The sequence below is a fragment of the Pseudomonas asiatica genome (assembly GCF_040214835.1).
GTDB lineage: Bacteria > Pseudomonadota > Gammaproteobacteria > Pseudomonadales > Pseudomonadaceae > Aquipseudomonas > Aquipseudomonas putida_Z.
Genome location: NZ_CP157874.1, coordinates 1,380,402 through 1,405,152 on the forward strand (window position 1 = coordinate 1,380,402; position 24,751 = coordinate 1,405,152).

Here is a 24,751-nt window from a genome sequence, read left to right on the forward strand (position 1 = left end):
ATAAATCCCCCGCAAAACCGGGCAAAGGCGCCGCAACCGGTCAATACTGGCCAGTGGCTGCACATCCTTTGATGAATAAGCGTTTAACTACTGAACTTCCTTACCAAAACCCGCTCCTATGCCGGTAGCCATTGGTCATGGCCGCCTGCTAAGCTCGCGGCTTTACCCTGATTGCCCTTTTGGCGCATGAACAAGGAAATAGCATGAAACAGCATCGTTTGGCGGCTGCGGTTGCCCTGGTAGGCCTGGTACTGGCTGGCTGTGATCAACAGACCAGCAGCCCCGAGCTGAAGACTCCGGCACAGAAAGCCTCCTACGGTATCGGCCTGAACATGGGCAAGAGCCTGGCTCAGGAAGGCATGGAAGACCTTGATTCGAAAGCAGTCGCCCTCGGCATCGAAGACGCCGTTGGCAAGAAGGAACAGCGCATCAAGGACGAAGAGCTGGTAGAGGCCTTCACCGCGCTGCAGAAGCGTGCCGAAGAGCGCCTGGCCAAGGCCAGCGAAGAAGCCGCCTCCGCCGGCAAGAAGTTCCTCGAGGAAAACGCCAAGAAGCCAGGCGTGGTCACCACTGCTTCGGGCCTGCAGTACGAAGTGGTCAAGAAGGCCGACGGCCCGCAGCCCAAGGCGACCGACGTGGTCACCGTCCACTACGAAGGCAAGCTGATCGATGGCAAGGTGTTCGACAGCTCCGTCGAGCGCGGCAGCCCGATCGACCTGCCGGTCAGCGGCGTGATCCCGGGTTGGGTCGAAGGCCTGCAGCTGATGCACGTCGGCGAGAAGTACAAGCTGTTCATCCCGGCTGAACTGGCCTACGGTGCGCAGAGCCCAAGCCCGCTGATCCCGGCCAACTCGGTACTGGTATTCGACCTGGAACTGATCGCCATCAAGGATCCGGCCCAGCTGCAAGGTGCCGAGCCGGAAGCGGAAGCTCCTGCCGAGGCCCCGGCCGAAGCGCCTGCCAAGTAACATTGGCTGGCCCACGCAAAACGCCCCGTCCTGACGGGGCGTTTTCGTTTGTGCCGGGTAGTTGGACGAACCTGCAACTGCTGATACTGTCCGAGGAAATGCAGCGTGAAGAAGCAGAATGCTTCTGACGCAAACCGTTTGCGGCGTACGCACCCAAGGTGTGAAACGACTGTGTAAAAAACGCCCGATCTGACCGGGGCCCTTGCCTGGCAGGCTCCTGGGGTCGGAAACGTCGCCCTGTTCACAAGGTTATCCACAATAAATGTGGATAACCTTTTCCTCTTGGAGGCTCCATGAGCGCACCCTGGAATTTCGCCCGTTTCCTGCCCTTGGCCGAGCGCCTGCTCAGCCGTGGCCGGTTGCCGGCCTTGCTGTTTGCGGTAGCCCGCAAAGGCCCGCGCATCGGCCAGTTGCGCGAAGACGTGAAGCTGCTGCAGTCGCTGTGCCTGGCCTGGTGGCGCGGCGAGTACCGCGCCATCAGCCCCAAGGCGCTGGTCACCATCGTCGCCGGGCTGCTGTATTTCGTCAGCCCCATCGACGCAATCCCCGACTGGCTGCTGGGCGTGGGTTTTCTAGACGACATCGCGGTACTGGGTTGGGTGCTGAAGACCGTGGCCGACGAACTGGCGCGCTTCAAGGCCTGGCGCGACAGCCAGGCGCCCGAGCGGCTGCGCGTGGTCGAGCGCCTGCCGGCCACCCCCGAAGCGCTGCGGTTGGAACGCAACACGCAGTGAAACTGGCCGCAACCGCAGCGCAACTGCACAGACCCCAGAGTTGGTAATATAATTGGCATAAGGGTTATGCCTACGGATTACATGCTGTAATCCTTTTTAAAGGGGTTTGTAATGGGTATTCAGGTCATCAGCCGGGACGGTCAACCCGAGTACGTCGTCGTTCCCTGGGAACAGTACCAGGCACTGCTCAAGGCCGCAGGGCAGGCACCTGCCGAGGTGCTTGCCAGTGAAGCGCAGGGCGATGCAGCCAGTGCGCCATTGCCGGCCTTCAGCGAAGTGGCACAGATTCGCCAGGCCAAGGGCATTGCCCCTGAGCAACTGGCGCGCAATGTCGGGGTAAGCCCGGCTTACCTGGCCATGATCGAATCGGGCGAACGCCAGCCGGATGCTGCCATCCGCCGAGCCCTGGCCTGGCATCTGGGGGTGGCTGGCTGGAGCGAGCCATCATGAGCCAGGTCAGGATCAGCCGTCAGCACTGGGATAACCTGCTGGGCGAGCTTGACCTGGCCCGTCGTCAACGTCACTTGCTGACGTATCGAGCGCTCATCGAGCGCTTGCAGTTGCCCAGCCCGGCCATGCAGACGCTGACAGCCGCGCTGGAGTACCTGGCGGTGCTGGATGCCCGCGCCGAGCAGCCATTACGCAGCTCGCTGGTGATCAGCCAGGGTGCCAGCCGTTTGCCGCGTACCGGTTTTTTTGAGTGCGTTGAACGGTTGGGCCGATTTTCCGGGCCGGTCGACGGCATGGAAGCGGCCTCATGGCATGCCTCCGAGGTGGTCAGGGTGTTCGAGTACAGCTACCCCGAAACGGCCTGAAGCGTTACCTGTTCCGGCCTCTTCGCGGGCACGCCCGCTCCCACAGGTTCACCACAGGTCTTGAGTCTTGTGTTGTACCTGTGGGAGCGGGTTTACCCGCGAAGAGGCCGGAACAGGCAAAGCATCTCTGTGGATCAGCCCACAAGCCCTGCCATCGGCATCTACCACCGCCAATGACTCCAGGTGCCGGTGCCGGCCAAACAACTCCAGCAACTGCCCAATCGTCGCATTGAGCCGCACCGTCGGCTGTCCGGCCTGCGGAACGTTCATCAGCGCTGGTAGCGGCCGGCTTTCGCGCACCCCCAGCTCCTGCGGCCGCCCCAGCAGGTAGCCCTGCACCAAGTCCACGCCCATCTCCACCAGCACCGCCAGCTCTTCCGCCAGCTCGATGCCTTCGGCAATTACCTGCGCCTTCGACGCCCGGGCAATCTGCAATATCGAACCGACGAATTCACGCTTGAGCGGGTCGCGGTGGATGCCGTCGATGAAATGGCGGTCGATCTTCACGTATTCGGGGCGCAGCTCCGACCACAGGCGCAGGCTCGAATAACCCGCCCCCAGATCGTCGATGGCAATCGAGAAGCCCATGTCCCGGTAGTGGTGCAGGGCATTGGACAGCAGCTGGAAGTCGTCGGTCGGGGTATGTTCGGTCAGCTCGATCACCACCCGGCTGGGCGGCAGGCCAACCTGTTCGAGCAGTTTCAGGGTCTGCCCGGAGGGGTAGTGCGGCTCCAGCAGCGATTCCGGCGAGATGTTGAGAAACAGCTTGCCCTGCAGCTGCTGTTCGCTGAAACGCCGGCAGGCGCTTTCCCGGCAGGCAGCCTCCAGCTCGGTCAGGCGGCCGGCCTGGCGGGCGATGGTAAACAGGTTCAGTGGTGCGTGCAGCGGGCTGTTGGACGGCCCTCGGCTCAATGCTTCATGGCCGAAAACCCGTTGCTCGCTCAGGCACATGATCGGCTGGAACAGACTGTGGATGCTGCGTTGAGCCAGGATGGCACTCAAGGCACTGAGCTGTTCGGCGACGGTCATGACGTATTCCTGAAAATGAAAGGGCCGGGCGTTTCCACGCCCGGCCCCTCTATTTCACGACAGCGCGATGACTGTTTGATGACAAGTGAAGCTAATTTGCCATCATTGCCGCAGTGCCTTACTTCTTGGCCACCTTGGTGCTCGCACTCAGGTAGTCGATCAGGATGCGACCAGTTTCCGACAGATAGGCATCGTCTTCCGGCTTGGTGTTTTCATCCTCGGTCGGCAGCGCGTCCTCGTCCTCTTTCTTCAGCTCCTTCAGCGGCTCTTCACCCTTGGCCTTGCGGCGGATGTTCTCCAGCGCCAGCTGCTTGGCCTCGATTTCGTCGTGGCGTGCACGGCGGTCCTGCTCGTTGAGGCTGACGGTCTTCTCGTTCATCAGCTTCTGGGTCAGGGCCAGGCGGTCGCGGATGTAGGTGAACTCCGCGTCCTTGTCGCTGCGCGCTTCATGCTGCGCCTTGAGTTGGGCCAGGAACGGCTTGAACGGGTCGGCCGCCGGCTTGACCACCGGGCGAATGGTGTCCCATGGCATGGCCTCGGGCAGGGCGCTCTCGCCGATTTCCTTGGTGTCGATGATCGACGGGTAGTCGATGTCCGGCAGCACGCCCTGGTGCTGGGTGCTCTGCCCGGAAACCCGGTAGAACTTGGCCAGGGTCAGCTTCAGCTCGCCATGGTTGAGTGGCTGGATGGTCTGCACGGTGCCCTTGCCGAAGGTCTGGCCACCGATGATCAGCGCACGGTGGTAGTCCTGCATGGCACCGGCGAAAATCTCCGAAGCCGAGGCCGACAGGCGGTTGACCAGTAGCGCCAGCGGGCCCTTGTAGAAGGCACCGGGGTTTTCGTCTTCCAGCACGTCGACACGGCCGTCGCTGTTGCGCACCAGCACGGTCGGGCCTTTCTCGATGAACAGGCTGGTCAGCTCGGTGGCTTCCTGCAGCGAGCCGCCGCCGTTGTTGCGCAGGTCGATGACCACGCCGTCGACTTTTTCTTTCTGCAGTTCGGTGAGCAGCTTCTTCACGTCCCGCGTGGTGCTCTTGTACTCCGGGTCACCGGCGCGGTAGGCCTTGAAGTCGAGGTAGAAGGCCGGGATCTCGATGATGCCCAGCTTGTAGTCACGCCCGTCCTGCTTGAGCTTGAGCACCGACTTCTTCGCTGCCTGCTCTTCGAGCTTCACCGCCTCGCGGGTGATCGACACGATCTTGCTGGTCTGGTCGCTAGGCGCGTTGCTCGCCGGGATGATCTCCAGGCGCACCACCGAGCCTTTCGGGCCGCGGATCAGCTTGACCACTTCGTCCAGGCGCCAGCCGACCACGTCGACCATTTCCTTGTTGCCCTGGGCCACGCCGATGATCTTGTCGGCCGGTGCCACCTGCTTGGTCTTGGCCGCCGGGCCAGCCGGCACCAGGCGCACGATCTTGACCTGGTCGTTGTCGCTTTGCAGCACTGCGCCGATACCTTCCAGCGACAGGCTCATGTTGATGTCGAAGTTTTCCGCGTTGTCCGGCGACAGGTAGTTGGTGTGCGGGTCGTAGGACTGGGCGAAGGTATTGATGTAGGCCTGGAAGATGTCCTCGGCACGGGTCTGGTCCAGGCGCGACAGCTGGTTCTTGTAGCGCTTGGTCAGGGTTTCCTGGATTTGCTTGGGTTCCTTGCCGGCGATCTTCTGGCGCAGCACTTCGTCCTTGACGCGTTTGCGCCACAAATCGTCGAGCTCGGCCTGGTCCTTCATCCATGGGGCGTCCTTGCGGTCGATCAGCAAGGTTTCCTTGGCGTTGAAGTCGATCTTGTCCACGCCCTTGTTCAGCTCGGCCAGGGCGAAGTCCAGGCGTTGCTTGACGCGGTCCAGGTAGCGTTTGTAGATGGTGAAGCCCGGGTCCAGGTTACCGCTCTTGAGGAAATCGTCGAATTGCGTTTTCCATTTGTCGAATTCGGCGATGTCGGCAGCGGTGAAGTAGCTGCGCGCCGGGTCCAGCAGCTTGATGTAGCTGTCATAGATGATGACCGAACGGGCGTCGTCCAGCGGCGGCTTGCTGTAGTGGTGGCGCTTGAGCAATTCCACCACGTTGAGGCTGGCGACGATCTCGTCGCGGTCCGGCTGCAGGCTGTCCCACTTGTTGGCGGCCGCCGCATTGCCGCCGAGCGTGAGGCTGCCCAGGCCGATGATCAGCGCCAGGGCGGTGCTTGGGAGGAAATGCTTCATGCTGATTCGACGTGGAGACAATTGATCACGCATAGTAGGCCGTCTTTTCTGTTCACCGGTTGCAAAAAACCGGATGCATACTGCAAAAAGCCTGGGGACTTGGCGTTCCCAGGCTCGGTCATATGATTCAACTATGGAGGCACTGTGAAGGCATTGCAAGGCGTTGACGGACATGTGGCTTGGGTCGAGGCTGAGCGCCCGGCCTGCGACGCGGGTCAAGTGCGCATTCGCGTGGCCGCAGCGGGGCTGAACCGCGCCGATCTGCTGCAGATGAAAGGTTTGTATCCACCACCACCAGGCGCCAGCCCCTACATGGGCCTGGAGTGCGCCGGGGTGATCGAGGAAGTGGGTGCCGGTGCCGACTGGCGGGTGGGTGACCGGGTGTGCGCGCTGCTGGCAAGCGGCGCCATGGCCGAGGAAGTGGTGGTGGATGCCCGCCACGTGCTGCCTGTGCCCGAAGGCCTGAGCCTGCACGAGGCGGCGGCGTTGCCGGAGGTGTATGCCACTGCCTGGCTGAACATCTTCCAGCTGGGTGGCGTTAAAGCTGGCGAGAAAGTGCTGGTGCACGCTGGCGCCAGCGGCGTTGGCTCGGCCGCCATCCAGCTGTGCAAGGCATTCGGCAGCCCGGTGTGGGTCAGCGTCGGTTCGCAGGACCGCCTGGCCTACTGCGAGGCGCTGGGCGCCGCCGGCGGTGTGGTACGCAACGAGAACCTGGAGGCGCTGGAAGGTTTCGGCCCGTTCGATGTGATTCTCGACCCGGTGGGCGCCAGCTACGGCGAGCTCAACCTCAAGCTGCTGGCGCGTGACGGGCGCTGGGTGATCATCGGCCTGATGGGCGGGCGCAAGTTCGAACTGGACCTGGCACAGGTACTGGGCAAGCGCCTGGAGATTACCGGCTCCACGCTGCGCAACCGCGATGACGGCTTCAAGGCCGAGTTGCTGCGCGATTTGCAGCAGCAGGTTTGGCCGCTGTTTGCCGAAGGGCGCCTGTCGCCGCAGCTGGTGGATACCTACCCGGTGGAGTTTGCCCAGGCGGCGTATGCCGAGCTTGAGACCAACCAGGTGTCGGGCAAGCTGGTGATGGTGATCGACCCTAGCCTGGTGTAAGCAGGCCTGGCCCCTTCGCGGGTGAACCCGCTCCCACAGGGATTACCACAGGCTTGAAAACTGTGTGGTCCCTGTGGGAGCGGGTTTACCCGCGAAAGGGCCGGTGCAGGCGATGTGATTACCTCAGGCCCAGCTCAGGATCGGCCACTTGTTGATCTCGGCATGCTCCCGCAACACCGCATCCGGGTTCACCACATGCGGATGATCCACCTTCAACAACAACGGCAAATCGTTCCGCGAGTCGGAATAGAAACTCGCCCCCTCCAGGTTCTCCTGCTCCTGGTCCAGCCACTCCAGCAACCGCGTGATCTTCCCTTCGCGGTAGGTCAGCACCCCATGGGTCTTGCCGGTATAAACCCCGTTCACCGCCTCCAGTTCGATCGCCAGGTATTCGTCCACCCCCAGCCGCGCCGCAATCGGCCCGACCAGGTGCGTACCCGACGCCGAAATGATCAGGATGCGATCCCCGCGCTTGCGGTGCTCGGCAATGCAGCGGCAGGCGTCGCCGTAGATAATCGGCTCGATCACCTCTTCGACCCACGGCGCCACCAGGTGCTCGACCTCTTCCAGGGTGCGCCCGGCAATCGGCTCCAGGCTGAAGGCCATGTAGTCCTCCATCTGCAGGTGGCCCTTGCCATAGGCCTCCATCAACTCATGGTCGCGGCGCAGGAAGTCCTTGCCGTCGACCCAGCCCAGCCGGGCCATCTGCTCGCTCCACAGCGACGCGCAGTCGCCGTGGATCAGGGTTTCGTCCAGATCGAAAATTGCCAGTGCCATGGTGTTGATTCTCCTTAGGCCACTTCTCGTAGCGCCGTGGGGTCGATCGACAAGCTTACCCGTTGCCCGTCCGCGTGCAGGTCGGACGGTGAGCGGTTGAGCACGTCGACCACCAGTTCCACCTCGCGTACCCGCACCCGGTAGCGGATCACGTTGCCCAGCAGGCTGTGGCTGCGCACTTCGGCGTCCAGTTCGCCGTTGATGCCCAGGGTGATCGACTCGGGGCGGATCGCCAGGCGGCTGGCCACCGGGCGCTGCAGCAGGCGGCTGGCGCTGTCGGCGTCGAGCAGGTTGTAGTTGCCGATGAAGCCGGCGGCAAACAGGTCCACCGGCGCGGTGTAGAGGGTTTCGGCATCGCCGCTCTGGACGATGCGGCCCTGGTTCATCAGGAAGATGCGATCGGACATGGTCAGCGCTTCTTCCTGGTCGTGGGTGACGAAGATGGTGGTCAGCCCCAGCTCGCGCTGGATGGCGCGGATCTGCTCGCGCAGGTGCTTGCGGATGCGCGCATCCAGCGCCGACAGCGGCTCGTCGAGCAGCAGCAGGCGCGGGCGGGTGACCAGCGAACGGGCCAGGGCCACGCGCTGGCACTGGCCGCCGGACAACTGGTGCGGGTAGCGCCCGGCGAAGTTGCCCAGCTCCACCAGCTCCAGCGCCTCGCGTACCCGGGCCTGGCTTTCGTCGGCCTTGACCTTCTGCATGCGCAGGCCGAAGGCGACGTTCTGCTCCACGGTCATGTTGGGGAACAGCGCATAGCTCTGGAACACCATGCCGATACCGCGCTTTTGCGGGCTCAGCGGCACGATGTCATGGCCGTCGAGCAGGATCTGCCCGCTGTCCACCGGGGTCAGCCCGGCGATGCAGCGCAGCAGCGTGGACTTGCCGCAACCGGACGGGCCAAGCAGGGTAACGAACTCGCCGCGTTCGATACGGCAGTCGATGTTCTCGAACACCGGGCTGCCGGCGTAGCTTTTTTGCAGTTTCTGTACGCTGACGAAGCTCATGTCAGGTCTTGTCCTTGTTCAGGCGGTTGGCGACCCAGGTCAGTACCAGCACGAAGGCGAAGTACGAGATCACCAGCGCGCTGTTGAAGTGGCCGCTGCTGTTGCGCATGTTGTTCAGGTACACCTGGAGGGTCTCGTAGCGGGTGCCGACCAGCAGGTTGGCGAACACGAACTCGCCAAACAGGAACGAGAACGACAGCAGCAGAGCCACCATCAGGCCCTTGCGCAGGTTCGGCAGCACTACCAGCAGCGCCGCCTGCCAGGTGCTGGCACCCAGCAGCTGGGCGGCGTCCATCAGGTCGCGCAGGTTGATCGCCTGCAGGTTGTTGGTGATGGCCCGGTACATGAACGGCAGGGCAATGGTGAAGTAGCAGCCGATCAGGATCCACGGCGTGCCGACCATGGCCATGGGCCCGCTGCCATACAGCTGCAGCAGCCCCACCGACGACACCACCGGCGGCACCGCGAACGGCAGCAGGATAAGGATGTTCATCAGTGCGTCGAGCCTGGGGAAGTGGTAGTGCACCACGAACAGCAGCGGCAGGATCAGCACCACCGACAGCAGCAGCGCGCCCACGCACACCAGCAGCGACTGGCCGAAGGCAGCCAGGAATCGCGGCTCGCTCCACAGCGCGATGTACCACTTGAAGGTCAGGCCGCTGGGCAGCAGGCTGGCCGACCAACTGGTGGCCAGCGAGTAGAGCAGGGTGCCGGCCAGCGGCAGCAGCAGGATGAGGAACAGCAGGTAGACCACGGCGCGGTGGTACCAGCCGCCGGAACGGGCGTCAGCGCGCATGGTAGCTCCTTTTCAGCAGCCATTGATGCACCACCGTGACCAGCGTCATCAGCCCCACCAAAACCATCGCCAGGGCGCTGGCCAGGTTGGGATCGAGGCTGATGTCACCGGCCACCAGGCCGGCGATGCGGATCGGCAGTACGTTGAAGTTGCCGGTGGTCAGCGCGTACACGGTGGCATAGGCACCGAGCGCGTTGGCCAACAGGATGACGAAGGTGCCCAACAGTGCCGGGGTCAGCACCGGCAGGCCGATGTGCCGCCAGAATTGCCAGTGGTTGGCGCCCAGCAGCGCGGCCGACTCGCGCCAGTCTTCACGCAGGGCGTCGAACGCGGGGTACAGCAACAACACGCCAAGTGGGATCTGGAAGTAGGTGTACACCAGGATCAGCCCGCTCTTGGAATAGATGCTGAAGTCCTCCAGCAGGCCGACCTGCTTCAGCAGCAGGGTCAGCGCGCCGTTGAAACCGAGCAGGATGATGAAGGCGAAGGCCAGCGGCACCCCGGCGAAGTTGCTGGTCATGTTGGCGAAGGCGCTGACGAAGTCGCGCAGCTTCGAGTCCACCTGGCGCAGCGAATAGGCGCCGAGAGTGGCGATGACGATGCCGAAAAGGCTCGACCAGAAGCTGATCTCCAGGCTGCGTTGCAGGGCCTGCAGGTAGAACTTCGAGGCGAATACCTTGCTGAAGTTGTCCACGCCCCAACCTGCTTCCGATTGCAGGCTGTTGATCGCCACCCAGGCCAGCGGGGCGATCTGGAAGATGACGAAGAACACGGCGAACGGTAGCAGGCAGAGCAGGGCCAGGTAGCGGCCACGGGCGCTGCTGCTCTTGGGTGTGGTCACTTCAGCAGCTCCCGGCAGACGCTCTTGTCATGCGGTGCGCCGAGCAGCTCGCAGATGGTCCCGCACAGTTCGGTCTGCAGCGGTTTGGCCGCAGGGTCGAGGCTGAAGGCATCGCCGAAGACGAACAGTGGCACTTCGCGCTCCTCGGTCAGCAGGCCATTGTGCGAGCGGTCGTTGTTCATGCCGTGGTCGGCGGTGACCAGTACCTGGTAGCCCTCTTCGAGCCAGCCTGGCAGGTAGTCGGCCAGCAGGATGTCGGCGCTGCGCGCGGCGTTGCGGTACTGGCTGCTGTCCAGGCCGTGATGATGGCCGACATCGTCGATGCTCATCGGGTGCACCAGCAGGAAGTTGGGGGCGTGGCGGCGGCGCAGGTATTCGCCATCGGCCAGCAGGTGCGAATCGGGGTAACGGTCGTCCCAGTAGAACAGCCCGTGCTGGATCGGCAGTTTCGGTGCGTGGGTATGGCGGTCGCGCTGCGGGTCGAAGGGCGAGCGGTTGTACAGCTCGCTCATCCAGTGATAGGCCGCAGCCGCAGTACCCAGGTTGGCCTCGCGGGCGTAGTGGAACACGCTGCGCTGGTTGGACAGACGGTTGACGTTGTTGTGCACGATGCCGCTGTCGATCGGCGGTACACCGGTGAGGATGCACTCGTACAGCGGCCGCGACAGCGACGGCAGTTCGCATTCCACGCGGTACAGCGCGGCACGGTCGGCCTCGACGTAGGCGTGCAGGTGGCCCATGGCGTGATGCGCGACCTGGTAGTTGAGGCCGTCGAGCAGGACCAGGATGACGTTGTGTTGCATGGTGGCTCCAGTCATAAACCGCGTTGGCTTCTTCGCGGGTAAACCCGCTCCTACAGGGTCATGCGCCGGCCTTGAGGTGTGCGCTGTACCTGTGGGAGCGGGTTTACCCGCGAAAGGGCCCGTCCAGGCGCTAGAGAAACTAGCCCCTTACTCCATCTCGATGATCACCTGCTCCTGCCACATCTGCGGCAGTTTCTTCGAGCTCGCTTCCCAGGCCTCGGCATTCTTGATCGGCTGCGCGGCCTTGTACTGTTCGTTGGGCAGCAACTTGGCCTGCACATCGTCCGGCAGCTTCAGGTGCTCGGCACGGATCGGCCGCGCATGCCCTTTGGCCAGGTTGATCTGCCCGGCATCGCTGAAGATGTATTCACGTGTCAGCTTGGCCGCATTCGGGTGCTTGGCGTACTTGTTGATGATGGTGGTATAGCCGGAGATCACCGAGCCATCCGACGGGATCAGCACTTCGAAACGCTTGGGGTCGATCTGTTCACGGTAGCTCAGGCCGTTGAAGTCCCACACCACGCCCACTTCCACCTCGCCCTTTTCCAGGGTCTGGATGGTCGGGTTGGCCAGCGACAGGCGCTTCTGCTGGGCCAGCTTGGTGAACAGCTGCAGGCCCGGTGCCAGGTTGGTCTCGTCACCCTTGTAGGCGATCGCCGCAGCCAGCACGCCGTTGGCGGCCTGGGCAGCGGTGCCGACATCACCGATGGCGACCTTGTACTTGCCTTTTTCCAGGTCATGCCAAGAGGTTGGTCGCTCGCCTTCCTTTACCAGGTCCTTGTTGATGATGAAGGCGATGGTGCCGGTATAGGCCAGCGCCCAGTGGCCGTCCTTGTCCTTGGCCCAGGTCGGCACCTGGTCCCAGGTGCTCGGCTTGTACGCCTGGCTCACGCCCTTGCTCACGGCGATCGGGCCGAAGGCGGCACCCACGTCGCCGATGTCGGCGCTGGCGTTGTCCTTCTCGGCTTCGAACTTGGCGATTTCCTGGGCCGAGCTCATGTCGGTGTCGCTGTGCTTGAGGCCGTACTTGCTGGCCAGATCTTCCCAGGTGCCTTTCCAGTTGGCCCAGGCATCGGGCATGCCCACGCTGTTGACGTTGCCCTCCTTGCGGGCGGCGTCTTCCAGGGCCTTGAGGTCGGTATCGGCGGCCATGGCCGTGGTACACAGGGCGATGGCCGAACCGAGCAGTGACGCCATGAACAACTTTTTCATCCGAAGCTCCTTGGGTGGGTGCCTTTAGCGATGGTTGTTATGAGTGAAGCCGTTGTCTGGTGACCGTTGGTCTAGGTCAGCAAACCTTGAGCCAAGGTAGGCTGCTTGCGTGACAGTTTGATGTAGGGAAGGGCCGGTGAAGGCCCTGAAGCTACAGCGTAGACCACGCAGCCGCCCCGGTTCTGCTGGGTTGGCGCGTTTCTGGCAGTGTCTGGCCAAAGCCTTTGTCACAGGATGGTCATCAGCCCTGCCTAGGCTTGCACTATTCTCCAAGTGCCCTGTTCTGGGGCTGGACTAGTCCAGATAGGTAACCTTTGATGCAGTCGATGCCACCGCGTGCGGTAACAGCCATCTGTCACGCTCTGCAGGAGCAGATCGAGCACGGCCTGCTGGCGCCGGGCGGCAAGCTGCCGGCCGAGCGCAAGCTCAGCGAGGTGTTCGATACCACGCGCATTACCCTGCGTGAGGCGCTGGTGCAGCTCGAAGCCCAGGGGCTGATCTACCGCGAAGAGCGTCGCGGCTGGTTCGTCGCGCCCGAACGGCTGACCTACGACCTGATCGAGCGCAGCCACTTCCATGCCATGGTCCGCGACCAGGGGCGGGTGCCCAGTACCAAACTGTTGTCGGCGCGGCTGCAGCCGGCCTCGGCGGCCATCTGTGCGCGCTTGCAGCTGCCGGCGTTGTCCAGTGTGGTGCGTATCTGCCGGTTACGGCGGATCGATGGGCGGGCGGTGCTGTATGCCGAGCACTACCTCAACCCCCGGTACTTCCCGGAGATTCTCGAACAGGACCTGGCCCAGTCGCTGACCGAGATTTATGGGCGGGTGTATGGCATCCAGTATGGGCAGGTGTGCTTCGAGATCTTGCCGACGGCGTTGCCGGTGGAGGCGGCCAGTGCCTTGAAGGTGTCGGCGGGAAGCCCAGGGTTGCATATCACCCGGGTCAACAGTGACCAGCATGGGCACCTGATCGACTGTGACCTGGAGTATTGGCGGCATGATGCCATCCGCATCCGCGCCCAGGCTGGATGAAAAGTTGGCTTCTTCGCGGGTAAACCCGCTCCCACAGGGACCGCACAGGTTTCAGCCTTTGCACAGTACTTGTGGGAGCGGGTTCACCCGCGAAGAGGCCCTAACTGGAAGAACCGGCAGTCACTACCTGCACTGACAACCTTGGCGTTGCCAAATCCAGCCCGGCCTCATCCAGCTGCCGCTTCAACGCCAGGTTGAACGCCCGCGACACTTCCCACTGCTTGATCGGCGCAGTCTTGAACCGCGCCCGCAAGATCGCCGACCCCGACTCGAAGCTCTCCACCCCCTGCAGCTCCAGCGGCGACCAGATGTTGCGGCGCATCAGCGGGTCGTTGCGCAGCTTCTGCCCCACTTCGCGAATCAGCGTGATCGCCTGGTCGATGTTCATGCTGTGCGGGATCGCCACGCGGAAGATCGCGTAGCCGAACTCGCGCGAGTAGTTCTTGATGCTCTTGATCTCGCTGAACGGGATGGTATGCACGATGCCGTCGATGTCACGCAGGCGCACGGTACGGATGGTCAGCCCCTCCACCGTGCCCAGGTGGCCACCCACATCGACGTAGTCGTCGATGGCCAGCGAGTCCTCGATGATGATGAACAGCCCGGTGATCAGGTCGGCGACCAACGACTGCGCACCAAAGCCGATGGCCAGACCGATCACACCGGCACCCGCCAGCAGCGGGGTGACGTTCATGCCCATGTTGGCCAGGGCGACGATCACCGCGATGATGAAGATGACCACGAACATCACGTTGCGGATCAACGGCATCATGGTTTGCGCGCGGGCGTTGGCCAGGCCTCGGCGCGAGCGCACCAGGGCGTGGTGCACGGCGGTGTCGGCAAGGATCCACACCAGCCAGGCGACGATCAGCGTGCCGGCCAGGCCCAGCAGGCGCACGCTTATGTCGTGGCCGTCGCCCTCGGCGAAGCTGATCATCGACAGGCCCCACACGCGCAGCCCCAACTCGATGAACACCAGCCAGATGAACAGGTGCACCAGCAGGTAACCGAAGTTGCGCAGGCGCTCGGCGTACACCGCCTGGCGCTTGTTGGCGCGCTTGGGGTTGGCTGCGTGGCGGCGCACCAGGCCGTTGAGCACCATGCACACCACCACCAGCACCGTGCACATCAGCGACTGGCGCAGGGCGGTGCTGGTGTCGCCGGCCGAGATGAAGGTAGCGAACAGCGAAATCGCCACCAGGATCAGTGCTGGCACGAACCAGAAGCTGCCGAGGATCTCGATGGTGTCGCTGAGGGTGCGTCGGGTCAGGCGCCGTGACAGTGGCTGGTTGCGGATCAGGTGGGCGATCGGGCGGCGGAAGCGCAGAATGAACAGCCCGGTGCACAGCGCCGCGATCACGTTGGCCAGGGTGGCCAGGGCGTGGGCCAGGTGGGTGCCGAGGGCGACCATCAGGCGCGGGTCGCTCATCGCTTCGCCAAACGCGGCGAAACTGCCGATCAGCCACAGCGGGCGGAAGGCCTGGTGGCGCAGGATGTAAAGGGCGCGGTGGCGGTGGGGGCCGTCGAGCAGCGAGAAGGCAATCACGCAGATGGCCGAGAAACAGGTGCCGACCACCAGTGCGTAGGCCAGCACCATGGCCAGCGACTTGCCCAGCGACGGCGGCAGCACGAAGCTCAGGTACACGGTGAACACCAGCGCCACCAGCCATGGGCCCAGCTTGCGCAGGGCAAAGCGCACCAGGTCCCAGGTGCGCGGGTGCTGCGGCAGTTCCTCGCTCAGGCCAAAACGCAGGCGTACCCGATGCCCGACCCAGTTGAAGGCGTAGGCCAGCACGCTCCAGACGGCGATGACGGCGGCAAAGCCAAACAGAATGGCCGGCCACTGGTGCACCGGCACCATCAACTCGGTCAGTTCGGCCTGGGCCTGTTCGATTTCCGCGGCCCAGCGATGGAACGGGCTGGCATCGCCGCTGAACTGCTTTTCGAAGTCATGCAGGGCGCCGCCGATCAGGCCGAGCACGCCTTGTTCGACGGTGGGTTGCGATTGCCTGGTGGCGTCGCGCAGCTTTTTCAGGTCGGCCAGGAGTTTGGCCCGCTGCTGGTCGTTTTCCAGGTTCTTGATCACCTCGTCCAGCGACTTGCCCAGCGGTTCGCTGGCTTCTGGCTGCGCGGGCGCGCTGCCACCCAGCAGGCCTGGCAGGCCCGCAGCCTGTAACGGGGTGACAAACAGGAACAGCAGCAGGAACAGGCAACGCAGGAGGGCAGGCACTGGCAAAACTACCTCAGGTCAAACGATTGGCCGAGTGTAGAGGTTTATGACGGCAGTTTCTCGAGGATCTTCCAGCAGGTGAGGCCGAAGATGCCCAGGGTGCCGATCCACATCATCAGCACGCCGATGTTGCGCTCGCGCAGGCTGAAACCGATGGTCAGCAGCATCAGGAACAGAAATACCGGCACGAACAGGGACAGGAACGGGGACATGGACAGCAATCCTTTTGCAGTGGGGCCATGTAACAAGCATAGCGGGTAGCGGGCGAAGCGGGATTGACCTTGAGCAGGTGCAAGCAGGCCTGGCCTCTTCGCGGGTGAACCCGCTCCCACAGGAACTGTGCGGTACCTGTGGGAGCGGGTTCACCCGCGAAGAGGCCAGGCCTGCTTGCATCAAGGCATCAGGGCAACTCGCGGCAACGGTAGAAGGCACTCAGCACCTTCACCAGGTGCGCCAGGTCATGGCTGCCGCACAGCTCGCGAATCGAATGCATGGCAAAGGTCGGCAAGCCGATATCCACCGTACGCGCGCCCAGGTGGCTGGCGGCAATCGGCCCGATGGTCGAACCACAGCCCATGTCGCTGCGTACCACGAAGCTCTGCACCGGCACTTCCTCGGCCATGCACAGGTGGCGGAAGAACCCGGCGGTTTCGCTGTTGGTAGCGTAGCGCTGGTTGTTGTTCACCTTGATTACCGGCCCGGCGTTGAGCTTGGGCCCATGGTTGCCGTCGTGCTTGTCGGCGTAGTTGGGGTGCACGCCGTGGGCGTTGTCGGCCGACACCATCAGCGAGCGCTGGATGGTGCGCACGTAGGCGTCGCCATCCGGCAGCAGGCGCTGCAGGGTCTGCTCCAGCATCGGCCCGTCGGCGCCACAGGCCGAGCAGCTGCCGACTTCTTCATGGTCGTTGCACACCAGTACGCAGGTTTCGTCGCTGTCGCCGGCCAGCAGGGCCTGCAGGCCGGCGTAGCACGACAACAGGTTGTCCAGGCGCGCACCGGCGATGAAGTCGCCGTTCAGGCCGACCAGCGCGGCGTCCTGGGTGTCGTAGAAGCTCAGCTCGTAATCCAGCACCACATCGGCGATCAGTTCGTGCTCGCGAGCCAGTTGCTCGGTGAGCAGGGCGCGGAAGTCGATGCGTTCGTCACCCGCCACCTGGGCCAGGATCGGCGGCAGCTCGTTCTGCGGGTTGATCGCCCAGCCTTCGTTGGCGGTGCGGTTGAGATGGATTGCCAGGTTGGGGATGACCGCGATCGGCAGCTTGAAGTCGATCAGCTGGCTTTCGACCTTGCCGTCACGGCGGTAGGTGACCCGGCCGGCCAGCGACAGGTCGCGGTCGAACCATGGCGCCAGCAGGGCGCCGCCATACACTTCGACGCCCAGTTGCAGGAAGCCCTGGCGCTGCAGCTCGGGCTGCGGCTTGACCCGCAGGCACGGGCTGTCGGTGTGGGCGCCGACCATGCGGATACCGTTCAGCAACGGTGCCTGCTTGCCCAGCTTGATGGCGATGATCGACGAGTCGTTACGGGTGACGTAGTAGCGGCCGCCAGGCACTGTGGCCCAGCTGTCGCGCTCGTCCAGGCGCTGGTAGCCGGCAGCTTCCAGGCGCTGGGCCAGGCTGGCGGTGGCGTGGAAGGGCGTGGGGGAGGCCTTGAGGAAGTCGATAAGGCCAGAATTCAGTACGTCGCGCATAGCTCACTCCAGACAGCAGTGGCGCGAGTTTAGCGTATTAGGTCGACAAATTGTGTCTGCCTCTTCGCGGCTGAAGCCGCTCCCACAGGTACTGCACAACCGTCGAAAGTGGTGCGGTCCCTGTGGGAGCGGCTTTAGCCGCGAAGAGGCCAGTACAGGCTGTACACAATCAGAAGGGCGCAGGGCACTCGAACTTCAACCGCTCCCCGGACACCGGGTGGGTAAAGCTCAGCATCGAGGCATGCAGGCACAGCCGCTCGTGGGCAGCCAGTGCCTCGGGGTTGGCATACAGCCGGTCGCCCAGCAGCGGGTGCCCGATCGACAGCATGTGCACGCGCAACTGGTGCGAACGCCCGGTAATCGGTGTCAGCTCTACCCGGCAGTAATCACCGCAGCGCTCGACGATGCGCCAGAAGGTCAGCGCATGCTTGCCCTGTTCGTGGTCCACCACATGCCGTGGCTTGGTCGGCGGGTCATAGCGCAACGGCAGGTCGATGCTGCCGCTGTCCAGCGCCGGCTGGCCCCAGCACAGCGCGGTGTAGGCCTTTTCGGTTTCGCGGTCGTGGAACTGGCGCGACAGCTCACGGTGGCTGTCGGCATCCCGGGCCAGCAGGATGATGCCGGAAGTTTCCCAGTCCAGGCGGTGCACGATCAGCGCGTCGGGGTAGCCGTTTTCCTGCAGGCGAGTGATCAGGCAGTCCTTGTTGTCCTCGGCGCGGCCGGGTACCGACAGCAGCAGGGTCGGTTTGTTGATCACCAGGATGGCGGCGTCTTCGTGCAGGATCTGGATGTTGGACAGCGGCATTGCTTGGTCTCGGTTATATCGGGGAAAACACTGGGGCCGCTTTGCGGCCCATCGCGACACAAGGCCGCTCCTACAAGGGTTATGCAATTCCCCTGTAGGAGCGGCCTTGTGTCGCGATGGGCTGCAAAGCAGCCCCAATGCTCAAAGCCTGGTCGCGAAATCAGCGATCCGGCAAGGTGATGTTCAGTTCCAGAATCGAGCAGCTACCCTGGTTTTCCAGCTCGATATGCACATCATCGTTGCCGATGTTCACATATTTGCGGATCACTTCCAGCAGTTCTTTCTGCAGCGCTGGCAGGTAGTCCGGTTCGCTGCGTTGGCCGCGCTCGTGCGCCACGATGATCTGTAGACGCTCTTTCGCTACCGACGCGCTGGTAGTTTTCTGTCTGCCACGAAAGAAGTCAAAAAGGTTCATGGTTTACTTGCCTCCAAACAGGCGCGCGAAGAATCCTTGCTTCGGCACTTCGATGAACCGCAGGGGCTTTTCTTTGCCCAGCAGACGGTCGACGGTATCGCTATAGGCCTGGCCGGCATCGCTCTGGTCGTCGAGGATGACCGGGATACCCTGGTTGGAAGCCTTGAGCACTGCCTGGCTCTCGGGGATCACACCCTTGAGCTTGATCGCCAGGATCTCTTCGACGTCGGCAATGCTCAGCATTTCGCCCTTTTCCACGCGCTCCGGGTGGTAGCGGGTGATCAGCAGGTGTTCCTTGATCGGCTCTTCGCCGTTCTCGGAGCGGCGCGACTTGCTCGACAGGATGCCCAGCATGCGGTCGGAGTCACGTACCGAGGACACCTCGGGGTTGGTGACCACGACGGCTTCGTCGGCAAAGTACATGGCCAGGTGTGCGCCTTTCTCGATACCGGCCGGCGAGTCGCAGATGACGAAGTCGAAGTCTTTCTTCAGCTCCATCAGGACCTTTTCCACGCCTTCCTGGGTCAGCGCGTCCTTGTCACGGGTCTGGCTGGCGGCCAGCACGTACAGGTTCTCGAGGCGCTTGTCCTTGATCAGGGCCTGTTGCAGGTTGGCTTCGCCGTTGACCACGTTGACGAAGTCGTACACCACGCGGCGTTCGCAGCCCATGATCAGGTCGAGGTTACGCAGGCCCACGTCGAAGTCGACGATGACGGTCTTGTGGCCACGCAGTGCGAGGCCGGTACCAATGGCGGCGCTGGTGGTGGTCTTGCCCACACCCCCCTTGCCGGAAGTAACCACGATAATCTTGGCCAAGGTGTTTCACCCCTAAAATAATCGGGACACACGTCCCTGCAAAAATACAAATAAATGGCAACGGTAAGAAAAGTTGCACTAAAAATGCTGGCAAGTATCCGTTAAAGACGGGTGATGTTCAACACGTCGCCAGACAGGCTGACTTGCACGCCTGTGCCCCACAGCGGGTCGCGGCGCAGGTCCTCGCAGACCTTGTACTGGCCGGCGATGGAGACCATTTCGGCGGTCATCTGCTGACAGAAGATACGTGCCTTGGTATTGCCTTTGATGCCGGCCAGGGCGCGGCCGCGCATGGCGCCGTACACATGGATGTTGCCATCGGCCAGAAGTTCCGCCCCCGGGCTGACCGAAGCGGTCACCACCAGGTCGCCGCCCTGGGCGTAGATCTGCTGGCCGCCACGTACTGGCGCAGTGATGATGCGGGTCGGGCGCACCTCGGGTTCGAGGATTGGTGGCGGGACAGGGGCTGGCTCTGGCTTCTTCACCTCGGGTTCGGGCTCCAGCGGCCGTTCGCGGGCGCCGGATGGCGGCAGCACCGGCAGGTCGATGGCAATGGCGGCGGCGATGTCCTCGATGCGGTTGGCACGGATGGCCAGGGTACGCAGGCCGTGGTGGCGGCAGATCCGCATCAAGCCGGGCAGGTCGATTGCCCCCTCGTCGGCCGGCAGCTTGTCCAGCGCCAGCACCAGCGGCGTGTTGCTGAAGAAGTTCGGTGCCTGGGCGACTTTGGCCGCCAGTTGGCGGTCGAGGGCTTCAAGGTCATTGCGCGCCAGCTCCAGCACTGTAATGGCGAGCATGCTGCCCTTGAGCTGGAACACGGAGGCGGTGTCGGGTGTGTGGTTTGGGCTCATGGTCTGCATAGACGGCTTGTTGCGAAAAAAGTGCCCTGACTTATAACGATAAGACCGGTTGCCCGCAACATGCGCTGATCCGTTGTAGAATGCGCGGCCTTTGTCTTTCCGGAAGCTTCAATGGAACGCCCGCGTTTTCGTCCCTATTTCCTTCACCCACGTTTCTGGGGTCTGTGGCTGGGCCTGGGCCTGCTGTGGCTGGTGGTCCAGTTGCCGTACCGGGTACTGTTGAAAGTCGGTGCCGTGCTGGGAGCGGTGATGTACCGCTTTGCCGGTGAGCGGCGGCGCATTGCCGCGCGCAACCTGGAGCTGTGCTTCCCGGAGCTGTCGGTCGACGAACGGCAGCGCCTGCTCAAGGCCAACTTCGCCTCCACCGGTATCGCCTTCTTCGAAATGGCCATGAGCTGGTGGTGGCCCAAGGCCCGGTTGGCGCGCCTGGCCCATGTCGAGGGGCTGGAGCACCTGCAGGCCGCCCAGCAGGCGGGGCAGGGGGCCATTCTGATGGCGGTGCACTTCACCACCCTGGAGATCGGCGCCGCACTGCTGGGCCAGCATCACACCATCGATGGCATGTACCGCGAGCACGGCAACCCGCTGTTCGACTTCATCCAGCGCAGCGGCCGCGAGCGGCATAACCTCGACTCGCTGGCGGTGGAGCGCGAGGACGTGCGCGGCATGCTCAAACTGCTGCGTTCGGGCCGGGCGATCTGGTACGCACCGGATCAGGACTACGGCGCCAAGCAGAGCCTGTTCGTGCCACTGTTCGGCATCCCGGCGGCGACGGTGACCGCCACCACCAAGTTTGCCCGGTTGGGCAAGGCGCAGGTGATTCCGTTCACCCAGAAGCGCCTGGAGGATGGCAGCGGCTATCGCCTGGTGATCCACCCGCCGCTGGCGGATTTCCCCGGGGAGAGCGAAGAGGCTGACTGCCTGCGCATCAACCAGTGGGTGGAAAGCGTGTTGCGCGAATGCCCCGAGCAGTACCTGTGGGCGCACCGCCGGTTCAAGTCGCGGCCCGAAGGGGAGCCGCGGCTGTATGACAAGAAGAAGCGCTGAATTTTCTTTTGCCTGTGCCGGCCTATTCGCGGGTGAACCCGCTCCCACAGGTTCTCCACAGGCCTTGAAGGCTGTGCAATACCTGTGGGAGCGGGTTTACCCGCGAAAGGGCCGGCACTGACAGCACACCAACCCCAGGAAGGACTCCTATGGCCCCACCCCCGGTAACCGGTCTTATCCTTTCTGGCGGCGGCGCCCGCGCTGCCTACCAGGTCGGCGTGCTGGCCGGCATCGCCGAACTGCTGCCCGCTGGCGCGCACAACCCGTTCCCGGTCATCGTCGGCACCTCCGCCGGCGCCATCAACGCCGTCACCCTGGCCAGCGGCGCCACCCATTTCAGCGACGCTGTACAACGGCTCACCGCCTTCTGGCAGAACTTCCGCAGCCACCTGGTCATCCGCAGCGACTGGCCCGGTGTGGTCCGCCAGGCCAGCCGCTTCGTCGCCCACAACCTGCTGGGCGTGGGCGGCCCGGCGCCAGTGGCGCTACTGGACAGCAGCCCATTGCGTGGGTTGCTGCAGGCGCACCTGAACCTGGACGGTATCGCCCACTCCCTGGCCGCCGAGCAACTGCGCGCCGTCGCGGTGACCGCCTTTGGCTACGAGTCCGGCCAGGCGGTGACCTTCTACCAGGGCCGCGGCACCATCGAAGCCTGGTTGCGCCACCGCCGCATCGGCATGCCCACGCCGTTGACCATCGACCACCTGCTGGCCAGCGCGGCCATCCCGCTACTGTTCGCCCCGGTGCGGCTGGGCGACGAATATTTCGGTGATGGCGCGGTACGCCAGTCGGCACCGATCAGCCCGGCCCTGCACCTGGGCGCCAGCCGGGTACTGGTAGTCGGGGTCAGCGGCAACCCGCAGCGGCCGGCGCCACCATTGCCGACCCAGCGGGTGTTCAGCGGCCAGCAGCCGAGCCTGGCGCAGATCGGCGGGCACATGCTCAACAGCACGTTCATTGACAGCCTGGAAGACGACATCGAGCTGCTGCAGCGCCTCAACCACCTGAGCCACCTGTTGCCGGCGCACCTTGACGCCCGGCGCCTGGGCCTGGCGCCAATCGACGTGCTGGTGGTGGCGCCCAGTCAGCCGCTGGACGAAATTGCCGCGCGGCATCGGCGCGAGTTGCCGGCGGCCTTGCGCATGTTCCTGCGTGGGCCGGGGGCGACACGTACCAGCGGGGCGGGGGTGTTGAGCTATTTGCTGTTCGAGGCCAGTTACTGCAGCGAGCTGATAGAGCTGGGGCGAAAGGATGCCTTGGCCAAGAAGCGGGAGCTTTGCCAGTTCCTGGGGATTTGATGTTGCTTGTGCCGGCCTCTTCGCGGGTAAACCCGCTCCCACAGGGACTGCACCACCCTCAGGTATTGTGCGATCCCTGTGGGAGCGGGTTTACCCGCGAAGAGGCCTGGCCTGCCTACTCGGCTATCTGCAACTTGCGCGCCTGGGTATACACATACCGCACCTTCTCGTACTCGAACGGCGAGTTGAGCTGGCCATAGCGGAATTTGGTGCTGTAGCGCTTGTCCACCACGCGCAGCACGGAGATTTCCGGGTGGTCGCTGCTGGCTTCGGCCACGTTCAGGTAGTTGATCGCCTGTTCGCCTGCATAGTCCACCACCAGCCCGGTGGTATCGCGCAGGTTCGACGGCCCCAGCACCGGCAGCATCAGGTACGGCCCGTCCGGTACGCCATAGAAGCCCAAGGTCTGGCCAAAGTCTTCACTTTGTCGCGGCAGGCCCATCTTGGTCGCCGGGTCCCACAGCCCACCCACGCCGATGATGGTGTTGAACATCAGCCGCGCGGTGATCTCCGCCGAGCGCTTGGCCTTCAACTGCAACACGCTGTTGAACAGGTTCGGCACGTCGCCCAGGTTGTTGAAGAAGTTGGTCACCCCGGTGCGCACGAAGCGTGGGGTGACGTACTGGTAGCCGCTTACCATCGGCAGCAGCACCCATTGGTCCAGGCGGTAGTTGAAGTGATAGACGCGCCGGTTGATCGACTCCAGCGGGTCGTACACGTTCAGCGCTTGCAGGGTGGAGCGCTCGAACTCGCGCTGGTCCAGCCCCGGGTTGAATTTCAGCTCGCGCAGCGGGTCGACGAAACCATCGGCCTCGGGCGCCAGTGGTGCTTCGGTGACTTGCGGGTCGGCCTCGATCACGCTGGCCCGGGGGGCGGTTTCGGCTGCCAGGGCCTGGCCGGCGGCGAACAGGGCAGTGGCGAAGAGGAGTTTGTTAACCACGGAAGAACTCCAGCATGGCGTCACTGTTGACGCGGTAATTTAGGTTGCCGCAATGGCCGCCATGGGGGTAAAGGGTCAGGCGCTCACCGAACACCTTGCGCAGGAAGCCGATGTCGCCAGGGCCGAGGATGACGTCGTCGGCGTTGTGCATCACGGCGATCTTGTCGCTGCTGCTCAGGTAGTCTTCCAGCGCATACAGGCTGACCTGGTTGACCAGTTGCAGGATGCTGTTGCCGTCGGTGCGGGCGCGCCACATGGGGATGACCTGCTCGGTCATGTAGCAGTCGAAGTCGCACTGCAGGGCACGCTTGAAGAACGGCGTGAGGCTGCTGCCCTCGGTGATCGGGAACTTCGGCGGAATGATCAGGCCGCGGCGGTTGATCAGGTCGGAGGTGAAGGCAATGTCGGCCGCCGAGAAGCGGAACGAGGTGCCGATCAGCATGGCCATCTGCTCGTTGGACAGGTGCTGGCGCGACTGCTGGAAGTCGTACAGCAGGGCTTCATTGAGGTCGATGTAGCCCTTTTCCTGGAAGTAGCGGGTCAGCTTGGCCAGCATCAGCTCGTAGAAGGTGGTGCTGCGGTCGATGCCCTTGACCTGGGTCTGCACCAGCTTGTCCAGGTTGTTGATCGAGGTGTACAGATTGACCGGCGGGTTCAGCAGCAGCACGCGCTTGAAGTTGAAGCTGCGGCGGGTTTCGTCCAGGTGGCTGACAAAGGCAGCGTCGAGTGCGCCCAGGCTGTAGCCGGTGAGGTAGAACTCGCTGATCGGCAGGCGCGGGTGCTGGGCGCGCACGGCCTGCATCACCCGGTACATGTCTTCGGCATCCTCCTGGCTGACGCCTGGGGTGGCGAAGCGCGAGGCGGCGCTCATGAAGTCAAAGCTGGTGGGCGAGGAAAGCTGCACCACGTGGAAGCCGGCCTGGTAGAACAGCTTTTTCAGGTATTCGTTGATGCTGCTGGTGTAGGGCGCACCGGTGCCGGCGATGATGAAGATCAGCGGCGCCTCGTGGTCCTGGCGGGCCAGGCGGTACTTGAGCTTCTTCACTGCCCAGAAGTTGTCGGGCAGGGTGAACTCACGGTCCGGGCGCAGGTTGAGGCTGTAGTCGGACTGGCTGATTTCGTCGTCGCCGGGCAGGGTGGGGCGCTGGTCCGGCGGCGTGGTGGCGATGGTTGCCTCGAACGGGTTGGTCAAGGGGTAGCCATAGCTTGCGGCGTCGATATCCCGCGCCGAAGCGGCCACAGCCATGAGCAGGCCGCCGAGCAAGGCAGCGAGGCGCAAAGATCGAAGCATGTAATCCCCCAAAAGAACGCAAGGTCGAGCAGTGTGCAGGCT

The 24,751-nt window shown here is 63.5% G+C and carries 25 protein-coding genes; 8 read left to right on the forward strand and 17 right to left on the reverse strand.

Annotation, left to right across the window (positions count from 1 at the left end; translation table 11 throughout):
* Positions 1–203: 203 nt before the first annotated feature.
* From ABNP31_RS06340 to ABNP31_RS06355, 4 genes are all read left to right on the forward strand, one after another.
* Positions 204–968 carry an FKBP-type peptidyl-prolyl cis-trans isomerase gene (locus tag ABNP31_RS06340; protein ID WP_003257347.1) on the forward strand — a complete coding sequence of 255 codons (765 nt, stop codon included), beginning with the start codon at positions 204–206 and terminating at the stop codon, positions 966–968.
* Positions 969–1,261: 293 nt separating this feature from the next.
* Positions 1,262–1,702, forward strand: coding sequence for a YkvA family protein (locus ABNP31_RS06345; RefSeq protein ID WP_015269270.1), 441 nt, complete (start codon positions 1,262–1,264; stop codon positions 1,700–1,702).
* A gap of 111 nt (positions 1,703–1,813) precedes the next feature.
* Complete coding sequence (locus ABNP31_RS06350) at positions 1,814–2,152, forward strand: helix-turn-helix domain-containing protein (RefSeq protein ID WP_350013099.1); 339 nt, start codon at positions 1,814–1,816, stop codon at positions 2,150–2,152.
* A complete protein-coding gene (locus ABNP31_RS06355) occupies positions 2,149–2,517 on the forward strand; it encodes a hypothetical protein (RefSeq protein ID WP_013971408.1) in 369 nt (122 codons plus the stop codon). Before ABNP31_RS06350 ends, ABNP31_RS06355 begins: the two co-directional genes overlap by 4 nt.
* 48 nt (positions 2,518–2,565) lie before the next feature.
* Here ABNP31_RS06355 and ABNP31_RS06360 read toward each other — a convergent pair whose 3' ends face one another.
* A complete protein-coding gene (locus ABNP31_RS06360) occupies positions 2,566–3,546 on the reverse strand; it encodes an EAL domain-containing protein (protein WP_350013100.1) in 981 nt (326 codons plus the stop codon).
* A 118-nt stretch (positions 3,547–3,664) separates the two neighbouring features.
* The gene (locus ABNP31_RS06365) at positions 3,665–5,746 is read right to left on the reverse strand and encodes a carboxy terminal-processing peptidase (protein WP_350013101.1); all 2,082 of its coding nucleotides are present in this window, start codon (positions 5,744–5,746) and stop codon (positions 3,665–3,667) included.
* Between the two features lie 144 nt (positions 5,747–5,890).
* Between ABNP31_RS06365 and ABNP31_RS06370 the strand changes: the two genes are divergently transcribed.
* Positions 5,891–6,853 carry an NAD(P)H-quinone oxidoreductase gene (locus ABNP31_RS06370; protein ID WP_350013102.1) on the forward strand — a complete coding sequence of 321 codons (963 nt, stop codon included), beginning with the start codon at positions 5,891–5,893 and terminating at the stop codon, positions 6,851–6,853.
* A 123-nt stretch (positions 6,854–6,976) separates the two neighbouring features.
* Here the strand turns inward: ABNP31_RS06370 and ABNP31_RS06375 are convergent, their stop codons facing one another.
* The 6 genes from ABNP31_RS06375 to ABNP31_RS06400 form a co-directional block, all read right to left on the reverse strand.
* Positions 6,977–7,630 (reverse strand): HAD family hydrolase, encoded by a 654-nt coding sequence (locus ABNP31_RS06375; RefSeq protein WP_085617654.1) that lies wholly within the window; start codon positions 7,628–7,630, stop codon positions 6,977–6,979.
* A 14-nt stretch (positions 7,631–7,644) separates the two neighbouring features.
* Positions 7,645–8,634, reverse strand: coding sequence for an ABC transporter ATP-binding protein (locus ABNP31_RS06380; RefSeq protein WP_286101198.1), 990 nt, complete (start codon positions 8,632–8,634; stop codon positions 7,645–7,647).
* Position 8,635: 1 nt separating this feature from the next.
* Entirely contained in the window at positions 8,636–9,430 is a 795-nt protein-coding gene (locus tag ABNP31_RS06385; RefSeq protein ID WP_013971414.1) for an ABC transporter permease, read from the reverse strand.
* The gene (locus ABNP31_RS06390) at positions 9,420–10,271 is read right to left on the reverse strand and encodes an ABC transporter permease (RefSeq protein WP_046616725.1); all 852 of its coding nucleotides are present in this window, start codon (positions 10,269–10,271) and stop codon (positions 9,420–9,422) included. Before ABNP31_RS06390 ends, ABNP31_RS06385 begins: the two co-directional genes overlap by 11 nt.
* On the reverse strand, positions 10,268–11,074 hold the full coding sequence (locus ABNP31_RS06395; protein ID WP_025338062.1) for an alkaline phosphatase family protein: 807 nt from the start codon (positions 11,072–11,074) through the stop codon (positions 10,268–10,270). Before ABNP31_RS06395 ends, ABNP31_RS06390 begins: the two co-directional genes overlap by 4 nt.
* A gap of 147 nt (positions 11,075–11,221) precedes the next feature.
* Positions 11,222–12,286, reverse strand: a complete 1,065-nt coding sequence (locus ABNP31_RS06400; protein WP_085665343.1) for an ABC transporter substrate-binding protein — start codon at positions 12,284–12,286, stop codon at positions 11,222–11,224.
* 317 nt (positions 12,287–12,603) lie between these two features.
* Here ABNP31_RS06400 and phnR point away from each other — a divergent pair, with 317 nt between their 5' ends.
* A complete protein-coding gene (phnR, locus tag ABNP31_RS06405) occupies positions 12,604–13,317 on the forward strand; it encodes a phosphonate utilization transcriptional regulator PhnR (protein WP_085665342.1) in 714 nt (237 codons plus the stop codon).
* A 100-nt stretch (positions 13,318–13,417) separates the two neighbouring features.
* On the opposite strand, the gene ABNP31_RS06410 is transcribed toward phnR, so the two are convergent.
* The 7 genes from ABNP31_RS06410 to minC all read right to left on the reverse strand — a co-directional run bounded on the left by ABNP31_RS06410 (position 13,418) and on the right by minC (position 20,133).
* Entirely contained in the window at positions 13,418–15,547 is a 2,130-nt protein-coding gene (locus ABNP31_RS06410) for a mechanosensitive ion channel family protein (protein ID WP_085665341.1), read from the reverse strand.
* Positions 15,548–15,591: 44 nt separating this feature from the next.
* A complete protein-coding gene (locus ABNP31_RS06415; RefSeq protein WP_170929313.1) occupies positions 15,592–15,759 on the reverse strand; it encodes a hypothetical protein in 168 nt (55 codons plus the stop codon).
* Between the two features lie 188 nt (positions 15,760–15,947).
* On the reverse strand, positions 15,948–17,237 hold the full coding sequence (locus tag ABNP31_RS06420; protein WP_350013103.1) for a M18 family aminopeptidase: 1,290 nt from the start codon (positions 17,235–17,237) through the stop codon (positions 15,948–15,950).
* Between the two features lie 169 nt (positions 17,238–17,406).
* On the reverse strand, positions 17,407–18,042 hold the full coding sequence (locus tag ABNP31_RS06425) for an RluA family pseudouridine synthase (RefSeq protein WP_011532730.1): 636 nt from the start codon (positions 18,040–18,042) through the stop codon (positions 17,407–17,409).
* Positions 18,043–18,202: 160 nt separating this feature from the next.
* The gene (minE, locus tag ABNP31_RS06430; protein WP_025338068.1) at positions 18,203–18,457 is read right to left on the reverse strand and encodes a cell division topological specificity factor MinE; all 255 of its coding nucleotides are present in this window, start codon (positions 18,455–18,457) and stop codon (positions 18,203–18,205) included.
* A 3-nt stretch (positions 18,458–18,460) separates the two neighbouring features.
* Complete coding sequence (gene minD, locus ABNP31_RS06435; RefSeq protein ID WP_013971423.1) at positions 18,461–19,273, reverse strand: septum site-determining protein MinD; 813 nt, start codon at positions 19,271–19,273, stop codon at positions 18,461–18,463.
* A 101-nt stretch (positions 19,274–19,374) separates the two neighbouring features.
* Positions 19,375–20,133, reverse strand: coding sequence for a septum site-determining protein MinC (minC, locus tag ABNP31_RS06440; RefSeq protein ID WP_023660587.1), 759 nt, complete (start codon positions 20,131–20,133; stop codon positions 19,375–19,377).
* 111 nt (positions 20,134–20,244) lie between these two features.
* Here minC and ABNP31_RS06445 point away from each other — a divergent pair, with 111 nt between their 5' ends.
* The gene (locus tag ABNP31_RS06445; protein WP_217190912.1) at positions 20,245–21,180 is read left to right on the forward strand and encodes a lipid A biosynthesis lauroyl acyltransferase; all 936 of its coding nucleotides are present in this window, start codon (positions 20,245–20,247) and stop codon (positions 21,178–21,180) included.
* Positions 21,181–21,329: 149 nt separating this feature from the next.
* Complete coding sequence (locus tag ABNP31_RS06450) at positions 21,330–22,478, forward strand: patatin-like phospholipase family protein (protein WP_013971426.1); 1,149 nt, start codon at positions 21,330–21,332, stop codon at positions 22,476–22,478.
* A 115-nt stretch (positions 22,479–22,593) separates the two neighbouring features.
* Here the strand turns inward: ABNP31_RS06450 and ABNP31_RS06455 are convergent, their stop codons facing one another.
* The gene (locus ABNP31_RS06455; RefSeq protein ID WP_080958529.1) at positions 22,594–23,418 is read right to left on the reverse strand and encodes an MlaA family lipoprotein; all 825 of its coding nucleotides are present in this window, start codon (positions 23,416–23,418) and stop codon (positions 22,594–22,596) included.
* Positions 23,411–24,709, reverse strand: a complete 1,299-nt coding sequence (locus ABNP31_RS06460; RefSeq protein ID WP_350013104.1) for a serine/threonine protein kinase — start codon at positions 24,707–24,709, stop codon at positions 23,411–23,413. Before ABNP31_RS06460 ends, ABNP31_RS06455 begins: the two co-directional genes overlap by 8 nt.
* Positions 24,710–24,751 lie beyond the last annotated feature (42 nt).